General features: G+C 68.0%; 13 protein-coding genes. 6 read left to right on the plus strand and 7 right to left on the minus strand.

Going from position 1 to position 14,556, the window contains the following annotated elements:
- Positions 1 to 51: 51 nt before the first annotated feature.
- On the plus strand, positions 52 to 1,311 hold the full coding sequence (locus tag QZ647_RS06320; protein ID WP_291271350.1) for a hypothetical protein: 1,260 nt from the start codon (positions 52 to 54) through the stop codon (positions 1,309 to 1,311).
- 19 nt (positions 1,312 to 1,330) lie between these two features.
- Here QZ647_RS06320 and QZ647_RS06325 read toward each other — a convergent pair whose 3' ends face one another.
- Together QZ647_RS06325 and QZ647_RS06330 are read right to left on the minus strand one after the other, a co-directional pair.
- Entirely contained in the window at positions 1,331 to 2,305 is a 975-nt protein-coding gene (locus tag QZ647_RS06325; protein ID WP_291271351.1) for an alpha/beta fold hydrolase, read from the minus strand.
- Between the two features lie 24 nt (positions 2,306 to 2,329).
- Complete coding sequence (locus tag QZ647_RS06330) at positions 2,330 to 2,875, minus strand: hypothetical protein (protein ID WP_291271352.1); 546 nt, start codon at positions 2,873 to 2,875, stop codon at positions 2,330 to 2,332.
- Positions 2,876 to 3,056: 181 nt separating this feature from the next.
- Between QZ647_RS06330 and QZ647_RS06335 the strand changes: the two genes are divergently transcribed.
- Entirely contained in the window at positions 3,057 to 5,309 is a 2,253-nt protein-coding gene (locus tag QZ647_RS06335) for an NADP-dependent malic enzyme (protein ID WP_291271353.1), read from the plus strand.
- Positions 5,310 to 5,400: 91 nt separating this feature from the next.
- Entirely contained in the window at positions 5,401 to 5,826 is a 426-nt protein-coding gene (locus QZ647_RS06340; RefSeq protein ID WP_291271926.1) for a PAS domain-containing protein, read from the plus strand.
- A gap of 19 nt (positions 5,827 to 5,845) precedes the next feature.
- Here QZ647_RS06340 and QZ647_RS06345 read toward each other — a convergent pair whose 3' ends face one another.
- Genes QZ647_RS06345 through QZ647_RS06355 form a run of 3 tightly spaced genes read right to left on the minus strand, consistent with a single transcriptional unit; the run spans position 5,846 to position 9,683 of the window.
- The gene (locus tag QZ647_RS06345; RefSeq protein ID WP_291271354.1) at positions 5,846 to 6,637 is read right to left on the minus strand and encodes a transglutaminase-like domain-containing protein; all 792 of its coding nucleotides are present in this window, start codon (positions 6,635 to 6,637) and stop codon (positions 5,846 to 5,848) included.
- Positions 6,637 to 7,131, minus strand: coding sequence for a hypothetical protein (locus QZ647_RS06350; RefSeq protein WP_291271355.1), 495 nt, complete (start codon positions 7,129 to 7,131; stop codon positions 6,637 to 6,639). The genes QZ647_RS06345 and QZ647_RS06350 overlap by 1 nt, the downstream gene beginning before the upstream one ends.
- Positions 7,128 to 9,683 (minus strand): SpoIIE family protein phosphatase, encoded by a 2,556-nt coding sequence (locus tag QZ647_RS06355; RefSeq protein ID WP_291271356.1) that lies wholly within the window; start codon positions 9,681 to 9,683, stop codon positions 7,128 to 7,130. Before QZ647_RS06355 ends, QZ647_RS06350 begins: the two co-directional genes overlap by 4 nt.
- Here QZ647_RS06355 and QZ647_RS06360 point away from each other — a divergent pair.
- From QZ647_RS06360 to QZ647_RS06370, 3 genes are all read left to right on the plus strand, one after another.
- Entirely contained in the window at positions 9,682 to 10,443 is a 762-nt protein-coding gene (locus QZ647_RS06360; protein ID WP_291271357.1) for an SDR family oxidoreductase, read from the plus strand. The genes QZ647_RS06355 and QZ647_RS06360 overlap by 2 nt on opposite strands.
- A complete protein-coding gene (locus QZ647_RS06365; RefSeq protein ID WP_291271358.1) occupies positions 10,440 to 11,108 on the plus strand; it encodes a radical SAM protein in 669 nt (222 codons plus the stop codon). The genes QZ647_RS06360 and QZ647_RS06365 overlap by 4 nt, the downstream gene beginning before the upstream one ends.
- 101 nt (positions 11,109 to 11,209) lie before the next feature.
- Positions 11,210 to 11,665, plus strand: a complete 456-nt coding sequence (locus tag QZ647_RS06370; protein ID WP_291271359.1) for a YfiR/HmsC family protein — start codon at positions 11,210 to 11,212, stop codon at positions 11,663 to 11,665.
- Positions 11,666 to 11,681: 16 nt separating this feature from the next.
- Here QZ647_RS06370 and QZ647_RS06375 read toward each other — a convergent pair whose 3' ends face one another.
- Entirely contained in the window at positions 11,682 to 12,560 is an 879-nt protein-coding gene (locus QZ647_RS06375; RefSeq protein ID WP_291271360.1) for a DUF2911 domain-containing protein, read from the minus strand.
- A gap of 47 nt (positions 12,561 to 12,607) precedes the next feature.
- Complete coding sequence (locus QZ647_RS06380; protein ID WP_291271361.1) at positions 12,608 to 14,533, minus strand: hypothetical protein; 1,926 nt, start codon at positions 14,531 to 14,533, stop codon at positions 12,608 to 12,610.
- Between the last annotated feature and the right edge of the window lie 23 nt (positions 14,534 to 14,556).

Consider the following 14,556-nt stretch of genomic DNA (forward strand, 5'->3'; position numbering starts at 1 on the left):
CATGATGGGGAGGTTCATTCCCTTCCGCCTCCTTCCGACCTGGAGCGCATCATGGCCCTGGAACGCCTCAAGCGCCTCGCCCAAGGGTTCCTGCCCACTCCCGCCCAGGCTGCGGCCATCCGGTGGCGGACACCAGCCGTGGTGGATCGCGGACGGATCGGAGAGGCCCGCGTGGCCCTGGATCGCCACGGGCGCGGCGTGCTGCTCTGGGAGAACGCGGGCAAGCTGTGGACCATGCCCATGGGCCCCGGCGCCTCGCCCGCGCTCATGCGACTTCCCTTCGGAGATGGGACGACGCCGCGGCTGGCCCTGAACCCCGAAGGACGGGGGCTCGCGATCTGGCTGGCTGATGGGGAGGACGAGCGCCAGATCCTGGGCGCCGTTCTCGGCCCCGGCGAGAGCCCGGGCCGCAGCGTGTTCCGGACGGTGGGGCGGATCCACCAGCTCCAGGTGGCCGTCGACCGGCGCGGCAATGCGCTGGTGGCCTGGGTCCATGAACGGGTGGGCCAGATCGAGGTGATGGCCCATGCCTTCAACACCCGCGGGGAGGCCTGGGACGAGGCGCCGGTCCTCCTGGGGCTCCCGGGGGATCCGTCGGCTTCGCCGCAGCTGGCCGCCAACCGGCGGGAGCACGCCATGGTGGTCTGGGAAGCCCAGAACAGCGTGTTCGAGGGACTGATGGCCTGCCACTACTGGCCGGCGGATCGGATCTGGTCCGATCGTCCCGTGCCCGTCGTGGCTCATGCCGCCCGGCATCACCAGGTGGCGATGGACGACTCCGGGAACGCCCTGGCCCTCTGGGTTCACGCGCCGTACGGCCAGCGCAGCCTCCTCGAGGCCAGCTTCTACGAGGCCCTTCATGGCGAGTGGAGTGAGCCCGTGGTGCTTGCGAGCGCCCATGTGATGTCTTCCCCCCGGCTGGTCATGAATGGGGATGGCGAAGCCCTGGCCGCCTGGTCCCAGCGGGAAAACGCCGGCGTCTCGCGACTGCTCGTGAAGGCCTTCAAGGGAAGGGGCTGGGAGCCCGGCGCGGAGTGCCTCGACCATGGCCATGAACCCGTCCAGGACTATGCCATCGACCTGGCAGAGGATGGTCGTGCGGGGTTTGTCGTGGTCCAGCGGGGAGCCACCGGGGACCAGGTGTCCGTCCGGATCCGGGAGGATGGGTGGTCTCTTCCCAGGACGATGGGATCGGCCCCCGGTTCCGTCTGTGCCGCGCCGCGCATCGCGCTCAGTCCGCAGGGGGCCTCGCTCATCTGGATCCAGGGCGAGGGCGACGGCCGATCTCTGGTCCTGACGGACTCCCACTGAAGGCAGCCCGCACCGGATCCTAGGCGCCGAGCAGCTGTTTCGAATAGTGTTCCACGGCGTAGGGCAGCCAGCGGTGGCCCGGCAGGTCGCGGCTGAGGTAGCCCATGTGGCCGCCGCGGGGCTCGAAGTGGAGGTGGACCGCCGGTGAAGGCTGGGCTTCGGCGGCGTGCCGCCAGGGAATGAAAGGGTCGTCCTTGGCCATGAGGATCACGGTGGGGATGGTGATCTTCGACAGGTGGAACCGGGCTGAGCACTGGTCGTAGTAGTCGTCGGCATCCCGGAAGCCTGCGGCCTTCGTGGTGTAGGCATCGTCGAACTGCCGCAGGCTCATCAAGGGGCTGGTCCGGTAGATGTCGGGGATGAGGCCGTCCTCCACGCGCTGGTGGATGGCCTTGCGGCACCGCCGGATGAAGCGGAGTTCGTAGAGGCGGCTGAGGCCCCGGTGGATGGTGTCGGAGCAGGCGCCGAGATCCACCGGCGGGTTCACCGCGATGGCGGCGTCGGGCTGGGCGGCCGGCCCCCGCAGCCCACCGCCCAGGTTCAGGAGCAGGGCGTTCGCGGATAGGGAGTAGCCGATGGCCAGCTGGCGAAGGTCCGGGTGGCGTTCGCGGGCGGCCGCGAAGGCCGCGCCCAGATCCTCGCCGGAACCGCTGTGGTAGGGCTGTTTCGCCAGGCCGCGCCCCTCGCCGCAGCCCCGGTGGTTCACGGTCCAGACATGATGGCCCAGCTTCCGGGCCAGGGCGATGGTGCGCCGGACATAGTGAGCCTGATCGTCTCCCCCCAGGCCATGGAAGACCAACACCAGGGCATTGGTCTCACCCGGGTAGTGCCGACCCGTGAGCTGGTCGCCATCGGCAAGCTGGATGCGGAAGGGCTCCGAGGGATGCGTCGGCAACTCGCCCGGCAGGTAGTTGCCGAGGATGGTCTGCAGGTGCCCGGAGGCGGCCCACCAGGGCGCGCGGCAGGAGAGAGGCGGAGGGACGAGCGGGCGCATGACCCCAGTTTGCGCCCGGAGCCCTCAGTCGTTCCGCTTGAAGACGAATTTGTACGAAAACGGATTGTCGAGCTTCGGATGGGCGTAGGTCACCTGCAAGGCCAGGGAGCTGCCATCCTTCCGCATCGAATAGACATGCTTCAGCGTGTAGCCATCACCCGTGAGGGTCTGGATCATGGTGGGGCCGTCCTTGGTGAGGGTGGCCTTGAACACCACATCGTCGCTGCGTTTCCAGTCGTTCTCGGTGCCATCAGCCGGGGTGTCGATGGGGCGCTCCCGGCCCATGGTCACCGAGAAGCTGTCCCCGGCCAGGATGTCCAGCTTGTTGAAGCTGCGGCAGGCGCCCTGGAGCTTCTTCTTCCAGAAGAGCTTCATGGCGAAGTTCAGATCCTTCAGATGGGCATCGATCTGCTCGTCGATCTTGTCGCTCTGGGAGGCCTGGAGGGTCCACTCGCCGTCCCAGTCGACCTGGGCCTGTTTCGGGGCGGATTCCTTAGTGGGCGCCTTGGCCTTCTGGGCGACCACCGGAAGGGCCAGCAGGCAAGGCAGCAGAATGGACAGCAAGCGCATGGATGCTCCGTGGAGAGATCGTTGGATCGTACCTCCGGGAGGGGCCGCGCGGAAGCGTTCCTTGTGATTCCTGCAACAAAGCCGCGAATTGATGACCTTCCAGGAAAGATCGCGTAAGACGAGGTGTAAGCTGGGGGCAATCAGCCCAAAAACCAGGGCACTCAATTGAAGGAGTGTGGCTATGAGTCGTAAGCAGGAAGCCCTCGACTACCATTCGCAGGGACGAAAGGGAAAGATCGAGGTCGTCGCCACCAAGCCTTGCTCCACGGCCCGCGATCTGGCCAACGCCTATTCGCCGGGTGTGGCGGAACCCTGCCTGGAGATCGAGAAGAACCCCGAGGATGCTTACAAATACACCGCCAAGGGCAACCTGGTGGCCGTGATCTCCAACGGCACCGCCGTCCTGGGCCTGGGCAACATCGGCGCCCTGGCGGGCAAGCCGGTGATGGAAGGCAAGGGCGTGCTCTTCAAGCGCTTTGCCGACATCGATGTGTTCGACATCGAGGTCAATGAGCTGGACATCGACCGGTTCTGCCAGGTGGTGAAGGCGCTGGAGCCCACCTTCGGCGGCGTGAACCTCGAGGACATCAAGGCCCCCGAGTGCTTCGAGATCGAGACCCGCCTGAAGAAGGAGATGAACATCCCCGTCTTCCATGACGATCAGCACGGCACCGCCATCATCAGCACGGCCGCCCTGATGAACGCCTCCGAGATCGTGAAGAAGAAGCTGAGCGACATGAAGGTGGTGTTCAGCGGCGCCGGGGCCTCGGCCATCGCCTGCGCCAACATGATGATCGCCGCCGGCGTGAAGCTCGAGAACCTGTGGCTCTGCGACACCAAGGGGCTGGTCTACACCGGCCGCACGGAAGGCAACAACAAATACAAGGACAAGTTCGCCAAGCCCAGCGAATGGCGCACCCTGGCCGACACCATCGTGAACGCGGATGTGTTCGTGGGCTGCTCCAGCAAGGGCGCGCTGACGCCCGAGATGCTCCTGAGCATGGCCAAGAACCCCATCGTCTTCGCCCTGGCCAACCCCGATCCTGAGATCGACTACCCCACCGCCAAGGCCACCCGCGACGACATCATCCTGGCCACGGGCCGCAGTGACTATCCGAACCAGGTGAACAATGTCCTGGGCTTCCCCTTCATCTTCCGCGGCGCCTTGGATGTACGCGCATCGGAGATCAACGAGCCCATGAAGCTGGCTGCCGCCAAGGCCCTGGCCGCCCTGGCGAAGGAAGAGGTTCCGGATTCCGTGGTGAAGGCCTACTCGGGCCAGAAATTCAGCTTCGGCCCCGAGTACATCATCCCCAAGCCCTTCGATCCCCGTGTGCTGCTGTGGGTGGCTCCCGCCGTCGCCAAGGCCGCCATGGAGACCGGCGTGGCCAAGCAGCCCATCGCCGACATGCAGGCCTACAAGGAGCGCCTCGAAGGGCTCCAGGGCCGCAGCAAGGATGTGATCCGCAGCGTGGTCCACCGTGCCAAGGCCAACCCCAAGCGCGTGGTCTTCCCCGAGGGCGACCATCCGCTGATCCTCCAGGCCGTGTCCCAGATGGTGGACGAGGGCATCTGCGTGCCCATCCTCGTGGGCGATCCCGCCAAGGTGAAGGCCGTGGCCGCCGGTCACGGCATCTCCGTGGACGGCATCGAGATCCTGGATCCGGCCACCGTGGCTTGGCGCGCAGAGGCGGAGGACGCCTTCCTGGAACTGCGGAAGCGCCGGGGCGTCACCCGCGACGAAGCCGGCCGCAAGATGCAGGAGCGCATCTACTTCGGCGCCATGATGTGCCGCCTGGGCAAGGCCGATGGTCTCATCGCCGGCCTGACGATGTACTACCCCGACACCATCCGCCCCTGCCTCGAAGTCATCGGCACCCGCAAGGGCGTCAAGCGCGTGTGCGGCGTCTACACCATGGTGCTGAAGAACCGTGTGCTGTTCTTCTCCGACACCACCATGAACATCGAGCCCAGCAGCGAGGAACTGGCCGAGATCGCCCTGCTGACCGCGGATCTGGCGAAGGACACCTTCAACATGGAGCCCCAGGTCGCCATGCTGTCCTTCTCCGATTTCGGCAGCGTCGAGCATCCGCTGGTCCGCAAGGTCCAGAAGGCCGTGGAGATCGTCAAGGCCCAGCGGCCCGGCCTCAAGTGCGACGGCGAGATGCAGGCCGACACCGCCCTTGGCGCCGACATCCTGTCCGAGAACTACCCCTGGGTGGACCTGCCGGGTGGCCCGAATGTGCTGATCTTCCCCGACCTCACCAGCGGCAACATCGGCTACAAGCTGGTGCAGCGGCTGGCGAACGCCGAGGTCATCGGCCCCATCACCTGCGGCATGGCGGCTCCCGTCCATGTCCTGCAGCGCCACAGCGACCTGAACGACATCATCCACCTCACGGCGCTCACCGTCGTGGAGGCGCAGCAGAAGTAGTCTGCAGTCCTGAATCTCAGTGTGCGGGGGCCTTCGGGCCCCCGCTGCTATGCTGGGAGGAATTCACGGCTCGGGAGCGGCGTTGGCGGATGTGCTGTGTGCCTGGTGCGGGGCCCTGGTCGGACAGAGCGCGGCCGAGCATTCCCACGGCATCTGCCAGCCCTGCTATCAGCGGCTCCGGGGCCTTCCCGACCTCACCGAGGAGGAGCTCGACGAGCTGCCCTTCGGCGTCATCGTGCTTTCCCGGGATGGCATCATCCGCTCGTACAACCGGGCCGAGGGCGAACTTGCCGGGCGGGCACCCCGCAGCGTCCTCGGCCGGAACTTCTTCACGGAAGTGGCCCCGTGCACCTCCGTCCAAGCGTTTGAAGGCTCTTTCCGTGCGTTCTGCGAGGGGGATGAAGTCTCTCGGACTTTCCAGTTCACCTTCCGGTTTCTGGCGGGCCCGGTCCGGGTACAGATCGTCTTCCTCCACAAACAACCGGATGTGGCTGTGGCGATCCGGAAGCTGCCCTAGAAAGCCTTCGTAGGCCGCGTCAACGCTCCAACTGCCGCATCCACGCCTGGATCTCGGGGTCGGGATCGGGGCTGAGGTGCAGGGCCATGCGCAGGTCGATGAGGGCCTGCCCGGGCTCGTCGCGCTGCAGGTGGATGAAGGCGCGCTCTTTGTGGGCCCTTGGATTGCTGGGCTCGAGGAGGATGAGGTGGGTGCCGGTCCAGAGGGCCTCCTCCCAGTCCTCCGCATGCATAAATCGCAGGTGCAGGTTCCGCACGAGGCGGACGAGGATCTGCCGGTCGGGCGCGGGGCTGAGCATGTCCCGGTGGAAGGCCACGCGGCCGGCGGTGGCGGACTTCACCAGCTCGGCTCCGCCCTCCTCGCCCACGGGGCGGCCCTGGTGGAAGGGGTCGAAGCAGAGCAGGCCGAAGTCCGTGCGCAAGGCGGCGATGAAGTGGCCCGGGAGCCTCACGCCCACGGCGTCGAACCCCATGCGCCGGGCCAGATCGATCCAGAGGATGGACAGCGAGATGGGCAGGCCCTTCCGCCGTGCGATCACGGCCGGGAGCAGCGCATTCAGTGGATCGTCGTAGGTCTCGCGGTCGCCGGTGAAGCCGAGTTCCGCAAAGAGCAGGTGGTTGAGCGCGTCCAGGGCCTTGTGGGTGTTCCAGGGCAGGGGCATGCGGCCCGCGAGGGTGAAGGCCCACTCATTGAGCTGCAGGGCGACATGGTCGGGATCGGGATCGTCCAGGGCCGGCGCCACGGCATGCACGGCGCCCTCAGCCAGATTTCGGCACTCGGGATCCTCGCGCAGGTACTCGAGCAGGGACATCAGCCGCGCCGTTGGATGACCGCGCGGGCCACCAGCGCCAGTGCCAGGAGCGCCAGGGCGCCATAGACCCAGCGCTGCCAGGCAGTGGTGGCCGCCTGCACCTTCTTGCCTTCTTCGGCCTTGCGGGCGTTCTCTTCCAGCGAGAGCTTGGACTGCGCCTCCCGGGCATCCTTCACGGCCTTCTGGGCGGATTCCCGCGAGGCCTGCAGGTCCTTGGAGGCCGCTTCCTGCTCTTCCTGCACGCCCAGGACCGCGGCGCTCTTCCGCGGCGGAGCCTGCTTGGGCAGGAAGGAGGCGGGCACGGCGGCGCCATCGTCTTCGTAGGAGGCAGGTGCCTGGCTGTTCTCGATGGATTCCGTCAGGAGCTGGATGTCCTCCCGCAGCGCCTGCAGCACCTGGCCCTGGCGGTGGAGCTGAGCGCCCTGGATCCAGAGCATCACCAGCTGGAGCGCCAGCAGGGCGGGGATGGTCCATCGGAGGGTGGGGCGGCTCATGCGTGCTCCCTTCCCAGGATAAACAGAGTCCGGTCGTCGCGGTTCTGGGTATCGAAGGCGGCCACATCCTGGAAGACCGCTTCGCAGGCGGCCCGGGGGCTGCCGGTACCCCAGAGGCGGCGCAGCTGGTTGCCCAGGCGGCCCACACCGTAGAGTTCGCCGTCCCGGTTCATGGCCTCGGACAGGCCGTCGCTGTAGAGCACCATCCAGCCCTTGGGAGGCAGCACCCCTTCGATGACTTCCCAGTCACCGGGGCCCGCCGGGCGGAGGCCAAGGCCCCGGCCGTGGGGCGTCATTTCAGTGGAACAGTCTTCCGACAGGCCATGGAGCAGCAGCGCGCCGGGGTGCCCGGCTCGCGCCAGCCGGTAGTTGCCGGCCTCGTCCCACTCCAGCAGAACCAGGGTGAGGAAGCCCCGCTGACCCAGCAGCTGGCGCAGGGTGTGGTCCAGCGAGCAGAGGATCTCCTCCAGGCGCTGGTCCTCCCGCTGGGCGGCCTGCTCCAGAAGGGCCGTGGCCTGGGCCATGTAGAGCGCGGCAGCGAGGCCTTTGCCGCAGATGTCGCCCACGGCGGCCAGCCAGTTGCCACTGGGGCGCCGCTTGACGAAGAGCAGGTCGCCGCCGGTTTCCAGGGCGGGTTCGAGCCGCAGGGCGACCTGGAAGCCCGGGATGGGCGGCAGATGGGAGGTGATCAGGCCCTCCTGGATGCGGCGGGCCGTTTCCAGTTCCTGGCTGAGCCGCTCCTGGGCCACGAGGCGCTGGTGCATCACGGCGGTCTCCAGCACCTGGCCGGCGGCCAGGGCCACCTCGCGCAGCAGCTCGCGGTCCTCCCGGCCGTAGTTCAACTCGGCGTATTTGCCGCCCAGCAGGACAGCGCTGTGGGGCTGGTCCCCGGCGACGATGAGCAGGAGCAGCTGGGCCTCCAGGGCGTCCACATGGGCCCGCACGCCTTCGCCCTGCTCGCGGATCCAGTCAGCCTCCTCGCTGCCCAGGCCCAGCACCAGCTCGCGGTTCTCGCGGGCGAGGCGGAGCAGGCCCGGTGGGAGCCTCAGGGGCTGGGGCGGAAAGTGCAGGCGCCGGTCATCCCGGTCCACGGCCTCGGCGGCGGGCAGGAGGATCTGCCGCTCCTCGATGGGCAGCACCTCCAGGAACTGCGGCTGGAAGGCCTCGCCCAGGGCGCGGCGCAGGGATTTGATCAGGGCCTCTTCGCTGAAGCGCTTGCGGGGCTCCCGCACGGCGCTGAGGGCGATCTCGCGGGTGCTGGAGAAGTCCCGGCGGAATCGCCGCCGGATGCCGCGGAGCAGGCGCCGCAGGGCCCACCCCAGAGGGAGCGCCAACAGGCCGATGAGGGCTCCGGCCCAGCCGGACGGGATCGAGGAGAGGTGGGAGAAGGCCCAGGCCAGGCCGCCCAGGTAGGCCACGATCGTGATGCCGAGGATGGCCATGTAGCTCACCCACCGCAGCAGCACCTTGCGCACATCGAAGAGGCCGTGGCGGAAGATGGCAAAGGCGAAGCTCAGGGGCAGCAGGGGGGCCGGCAGCATGAAGATGAAGATCTGGCGGCGGAAGAGCAGGCTCTTCCCGTATTTCGCGTCGAGCAGGGTCCAGGCCACCAGGTCGAGGCAGAGCACCGCCGCCACGATGAGCGAAGGCAGCAGGGCCCGGCGCAACCGCTCGTGGGTCCGGAAAGTGCCCGCCAGGAAGAAGCCCAGGCCCGTGAGGGCGGCCACGACATAGAGCGGGATGGGCAGGCCGAAGGCGCCCAGGGCGGCCTTGAGCATGCCCACGGGAGCCAGGCCCGCGGGTGTGCGGAGGGCGCCGTCGGTGAAGATGCCCCACAGACGGACGAAGAGGAGCCACAGGGAGAGCACCGCGAAGGTTCCGTACACGGCCTGGAGGAAGCGCCGGTTCTTGCGGAGCGCGAAGGCATGCGGGAATCGGAGGAAGAAGTGGATCCACAGCGGTGGCAGCAAGGCGATGGCGACGGCGGTCATCAGGGCGATGGCGATCCGCATGGGGATCGGCGCGTTGCCTGAGAGCGTGGCCCCCGACATCAGCAGGGCGGTGGCCGCCAGGTAGAAGAAATGGCGGGAGGTCTTGCGCTCCGGGGCCGACAGCACCACCAGCAGGCTGATGGCCCAGGCGAGGATGCCGTTCAGCAGCAGGGCCAGCTGCACCGGTTCCAGGGGCTTCACCAGGCGCAGGGGCAGCAGGATCTGGCGGCCCTGGCGCTTCACTGTGTAGATCAGGATGGCGCCCTGGGGCTTGGAGTTGATGAAGCGCTGGGCTTTGAGCGTGCCTTCCTCAGTGGGTTCGAAGGCACGGCCCTGGATCTTCACCAGCTCATCGCCCTCGAGAAGCCCCGCCTCCTCGGCCACGCCCTCGGGCAGGATCTCGCGGATGACGACCTTCCCGTTTTCCACGACCCAGGAGCACTGGTCGTCCGAGGCGGCGTAGACCCACTGGTTGAGCGCGAAGGATCCCAGCGCCAGCGTCAGGCAGGCAAAGCTGATCCACAGCAGGCGCCAACGGATGCGTTTGAGGTAGGGATTCATGGTGCCTTTGTGGGAATATGCCCGGATGGAGCGGATCTCGCGGAATGATCGGGCCTGCTGGGTGCTGGTGGGCGGAAGGCGGCGGCTGGGTCGGGCCCTGGCGGAGGATCTGGCCCGGGACCACGACCTGGTGCTGACCAGCTCTGAGCCCTGGGACGGGGAAACCTGGGTGGATGACTTGTCGGAGACGGCGCGGATCCGGACGCTTCAGTGGGATGCCGAGAACCCGGAACTGGTGTCCCGCATGATGGCAGATCTGGACAGGTTGGCGTCAGATGGATGGGTGATTTCCGGCGCCGTGATCCTGGCCGGGACCTTCCCGAAAAGCCCCCTCGGCACCTGGACGCCGGATCTCCTCGAGACGACCTGGCGCATGAACCTGAGCTTCCCGTTCCTATGCGCCCAGGCCCTGGGGCCACGGCTCGTCGCTGGCGCCTGCCTCCAGCTCCTGTTGGACACCTCCATCCACCACCCCTGGCTCGAGCGCTTGCCCTACAGCGCCGCCAAGGCCGGCCTGGCCGCCCTCGTGCCGGGGCTCGCGCAGTTGCTGGCGCCGAAGGTGCGGGTGGTGGGCCATGCCCTGGGGGCGGTGCTGCCGGCGGAAGGGAGCGATGCCGGCTTCCTGGCCCAGCGCACCCTGCTCAAGCGCCTCGGAGATCCCGCCGATCTCTGCCGCGCGGTGCGCTTCGCCGCCGACAGTCCCTTCCTCACGGGCGACATCCTGACCCAGGATGGCGGGCGGCGTTGGGTGGACCGATGAAGGTCAAGGTCAATGAAGTGTTCCATTCGATCCAGGGAGAGGGCGCCCGGATCGGCCGGCCCTGCCTGTTCATCCGCCTCACGGGCTGCCCGCTCCGCTGCTCCTATTGCGACACGGCGTACGCCTTCTATGACGGCTCCCTGCGGGAGCTGGACGACCTGCTCGCCGAAACACGGCAGCGCCTCGGCCCGCCGCGGAAAGGACCCAATGCCCCCTTCGTGGAACTGACTGGCGGCGAGCCCCTGGCCCATCCCCAGGCTCCGGAACTGCTTCAGTCCCTGCTGAACCTGGGCTACGAAGTGGCCCTGGAAACGGCCGGCAGCCACGACCTGGCAGCGGTGCCCCGGGAGGTCATCAAGATCGTGGACCGCAAGACCCCCGGCAGCGGCGAAGTCCATCGCTGGCTGGAATCCAATCTCGACCACATGGTTCCCGGCCAGGACGAGCTGAAGTTCGTCCTGTGCGATCCCGCAGACTATGACTGGGCCCGGGACTGGTGCGCCGAGCGGCAGGTGTGGGACCGCCTGGAGGTGCTCTTCAGCCCGGTGTGGGGCAGCCTCGATCCGGCCTGGCTGGCCGAACGGATCGTCGCCGACGGCCTGCCCGTACGCCTGCAGGTGCAGCTGCACAAGGTCATCTGGGGGGCCGAGAAGAAGGGGGTCTGAGGAAGGGGGCCCCGAAGAGGATCGAATAAATTTACCAACTCGTCATCATTTGGGCCCGGTGTGGTCAAGGGGCGGAACGATAAGGGAGGACGGAGCGTGCCATGCTGCGTCAGATTCGACCCTTGTATCATCACCGTGCGGCCCGATGCCTGGGAACCGCGGTCCTCGTCGCCGCCCTGCCCGTGGTGCCCTTGCTGGCCCAAGGGGTCCCGGTGGAAGAGGCGGCCAAGTTCCTTCTGATTCTGGCCAGCAGTGCCGGCTCGGAAGGACGGGTCGCCTGCAAAGAACTCGACATGGTTGCCCAGCTCAAGAAATCCGACATCTCGGTGGACGCCAAAGCCAATGTGGCCTGGTCCTTCACCTCGGATCAGACCCGGTTCTATGCCGGCCAGGGCAAGCTCGTCGTGTGCAGCAACCGGAAACTGTTCGCGGATGGCGGCGCCATCGCCTTCGAGCGCATCGGCGGGCGGCTGACGGTCTTCGTCAATCAGGCGAACCTGAAGGGAAGCGGCGTCAGCCTTCCCGAGTCCTTTCTCCGGATGGCCGTGAAGGTCTAGCCAGGCTCGGGCCGGGTTATTTCCCCGCCTTCCACTCCGTCCGCTCTTTCTCGAGGTTTTCAGTGTATTCCTTGGGCGCCTTGCCCTTGGAGAGACTGATGGCCTTTTCGAGTTGGGCGAGGGCCTCGGGCATCCGCTTGGCATCCTTGTAGATCCGGGCGGCGGTTTCGTGATTCCAGAAGCTGTCCCCGGCCTTGAGGCTCTTCTCGATCCAAAGGAGTGCCTTCTGGGGTTCGATGCCTTGGGCCTGGCAGTAGGCGGCGGCCTGATACCAGGGCACCCAGTCGGTCTCGGGGGCCTTCTTCAGGGTGCTCTCCAAGTGGGCCCAGTAGATCGCCTTGGTATCGAAGGCCACCGGGAAGCTCACGCGCAACTTCTCCCAGCCCAGCTCGACCGTGGCGTCCCCGGTTCCGGTGGGGATCACCCGGTAGTCCAGGTATTCGAGAAAGGGTCCGGCCTGGGGCGTGGCCTCCCAGCGCACCAGATCCTCCTCGGCCTTGTACTCGTAGGCCCCCCACTGCTTGGCCTTCTTGTTGAGGATGAGCGTCCACGCCTTCTCGCCAGGAACGACGAAGAAGCCATACGAGCCCGCGGGCACCTCCTTGCCCGCCACCTTGGCGGCATGGCTGAAGGTGATCACGGTGGCGTTGTTGGCACCGGCCCGCCACACCTGCCCGAAGGGCACCAGGTCGCCCCAGACCTTGCGGCCCTTCACGGCAGGGCGGGCGAAGGCAAGGTCGATCTTGCTGATGCCGATCTCCTGCGACACCGTGCAGGCGGGGCTCACCCGCAGGGGCGTCAGGCGCACGGGCGCGGGCTTGTCCTGGGCGGCCTGGGCGGCGAGGGGGAGGGCGACCGCGGCTGCGAGAAGGGCAGGGAGAAACAGGCTGCGCATGGGGATCTCCGGGGTGGGCATCCAGCTTACCGGGTTCCGCAGGAGCCTCAGCGCGGTTCTTCGGCGAGGGGCTGGGCCTTGGTGGGGGCTTTCGGCGGCGCACCCAGGAAACGACCTGGATGGCGATTGAAGGCTTTGAGGATGCCGATCCCCAGGCGGCGCCCTGCGCGTCCGCTCAGGTCGCGGGCGCGCAGGGCGGTCCAGAGGGCGAGGGCGAAGGAGAAGGCGAAGTTCATGACCCCGATGAGGGCGATGCCCAGCAGGCCCCAGAGCACCTCGCGCCAGGCCAAGGTGCCCTCCAGCCAGAGGCTGGCTGAAGCCAGGGCCAGGGAGGCCGCCTGGAGGGTGACATGGCGGACCTCCAGGTGGATGCCTGCGAAGGCGAAGGCCATGGGCACGAAGACCAGCAGGATGCCGAGGGCCGAATAGCCGGCGAAGCCCGCCAGATGCCGATGGATGAACCGGCCCAGGGCGGCGGCGCCCGCCTGCCCGAGCCAGCCCTGGAGGCGGTGGTTCTGGGCCAGGGCCTCGGGCAGGCAGCGATAGGCGCTCCAGTTGGCGGTCCAACCTGCGGCCAGGCTGGAGAGCCAGAGCAGCACGCCGGTCATGGCCGCGTAGACCAGGGTCCAGCCGTGGAAGGGGTGCGTGCCATGCAAGCCGTGCAGGGCGGATTCGGTTCCCAGGGGGCCATGGCCCGTGGCCCAGGCCCAGAGGGCGACGATGCCCAGGGCCGCGGGGATCGTCGCCAGCACATTGCCCAGGGTGGCGATGACCTGGGTGCGCGTGATGGCCGCCACGAGTTCGATCTCGCGGGCCTGGTCGTCCCCTTCTTCCAGCGCCCGGGCCAGGGCGGCGGCGGTCATGGCGGGCTGCTTGGAGGCCAGGCTGAAGCCCATCAGCTGCATGGTACAGAAGCTGATGGCGTAATTGGCGGAGAGGGCGAGGCCCGTGAGCAGGGGCGCCAAAGGCAGGGCGGTGAAGGCCGCCTTGAGCAGGGCCGTGACCGAGGTGAGCAGGCCGCCCCCGGCGGCGGAACGGCCCATGGCCCACCACTCTGCCCGGTCCCGGGCGATGTAGTGCTCACCGGTCTCGCCGGTGTGCTCCACGACCTTGCGGGCCAGGCGCTTGACCACCGTGCGCAGCAGGAACCGCAGGCCGTGCTGGGAGGCGCTCCCCCGCACCAGCTCGGCGGCGAGGGCGGTGCCGTCCCCCCGGGCCCCGGCGAAGTCGAGCAGCTGGCCGATGCGCGCCAGCTGAGCCTCCAGCAGCTCGAGCCGGAACACCAGGTCCGTGGAGACGCCCCGGGCTTCGAGACTCGCATGGGCCCGGGCCAGGGTGGCCACGCAGGCCGCGCGGCAAGCCTCCCAGGCCGCGTGGGCCGAGGCGTCCACGGGATGGTCCGCAGCTTCCTGGACGGCCCGGGTGAGGTGGAAGAAGGGTGAATCCGCGTCGCTGCCCTCGGGGCTCAGCGCCAGCAGATCGCGCGACAGGCCCACGGCGGCGGCCCGGTGGGACAGCAGGCAGGCGGCGTGGACCCAGGTCTCCTGCGGCGGAGCCAGGATGTCGCCCCAAGCGGCCCGGAGATCTCCAGGCAGGGCCTCGATCCAGGCGGCGTCGGCCTCCTTCAGGTTCAGCCGGTCCAGCAGGGCGTAGAGATCCCCTTCGGGATCCAGACGGGGGATGAGATGGTCCGCCAGCCGCAGGAAGCCTTCGCCCATCAGGGTCGTGCGGTCCGGCAGGCCCGTCTCGGCCAGCAGGCGGATGGCCGAGGCATGATTCCAGGCCTCGGCCAGGGGACCCGTGAGCCCGCGTTCGGCCAGGGCGCCGAGAAGGTACCGCAGCTGGGCAGTGCGGTGGGGTTCGCCTCCTGCAGGGGCCTCCGGTGAGGCCGCCAGCAGCCAACGGAGCAGAGGTTCCGGCCTCGGCGAGCCACCGAGCAGCACATCATCCAGCCTGAGGTCGGGCAGGGGCATCGGCAATCCTGGTGGCGTTCCCC

Source organism: Geothrix sp. (assembly GCF_020622065.1).
Lineage (GTDB): Bacteria > Acidobacteriota > Holophagae > Holophagales > Holophagaceae > Geothrix.

Excerpts from the sequence above, each read along its gene's own strand:
- QZ647_RS06320 (WP_291271350.1), top strand. The coding sequence starts at position 52 with ATGGCCCTGGAACGCCTCAAGCGCCTCGCCCAAGGGTTCCTGCCCACT.
- QZ647_RS06325 (WP_291271351.1), bottom strand. The coding sequence starts at position 2,305 with ATGCGCCCGCTCGTCCCTCCGCCTCTCTCCTGCCGCGCGCCCTGGTGG.
- QZ647_RS06330 (WP_291271352.1), bottom strand. The coding sequence starts at position 2,875 with ATGCGCTTGCTGTCCATTCTGCTGCCTTGCCTGCTGGCCCTTCCGGTG.
- QZ647_RS06335 (WP_291271353.1), top strand. The coding sequence starts at position 3,057 with ATGAGTCGTAAGCAGGAAGCCCTCGACTACCATTCGCAGGGACGAAAG.
- QZ647_RS06345 (WP_291271354.1), bottom strand. The coding sequence starts at position 6,637 with ATGTCCCTGCTCGAGTACCTGCGCGAGGATCCCGAGTGCCGAAATCTG.
- QZ647_RS06350 (WP_291271355.1), bottom strand. The coding sequence starts at position 7,131 with ATGAGCCGCCCCACCCTCCGATGGACCATCCCCGCCCTGCTGGCGCTC.
- QZ647_RS06360 (WP_291271357.1), top strand. The coding sequence starts at position 9,682 with ATGGTGCCTTTGTGGGAATATGCCCGGATGGAGCGGATCTCGCGGAAT.
- QZ647_RS06355 (WP_291271356.1), bottom strand. The coding sequence starts at position 9,683 with ATGAATCCCTACCTCAAACGCATCCGTTGGCGCCTGCTGTGGATCAGC.
- QZ647_RS06365 (WP_291271358.1), top strand. The coding sequence starts at position 10,440 with ATGAAGGTCAAGGTCAATGAAGTGTTCCATTCGATCCAGGGAGAGGGC.
- QZ647_RS06370 (WP_291271359.1), top strand. The coding sequence starts at position 11,210 with ATGCTGCGTCAGATTCGACCCTTGTATCATCACCGTGCGGCCCGATGC.
- QZ647_RS06375 (WP_291271360.1), bottom strand. The coding sequence starts at position 12,560 with ATGCGCAGCCTGTTTCTCCCTGCCCTTCTCGCAGCCGCGGTCGCCCTC.
- QZ647_RS06380 (WP_291271361.1), bottom strand. The coding sequence starts at position 14,533 with ATGCCCCTGCCCGACCTCAGGCTGGATGATGTGCTGCTCGGTGGCTCG.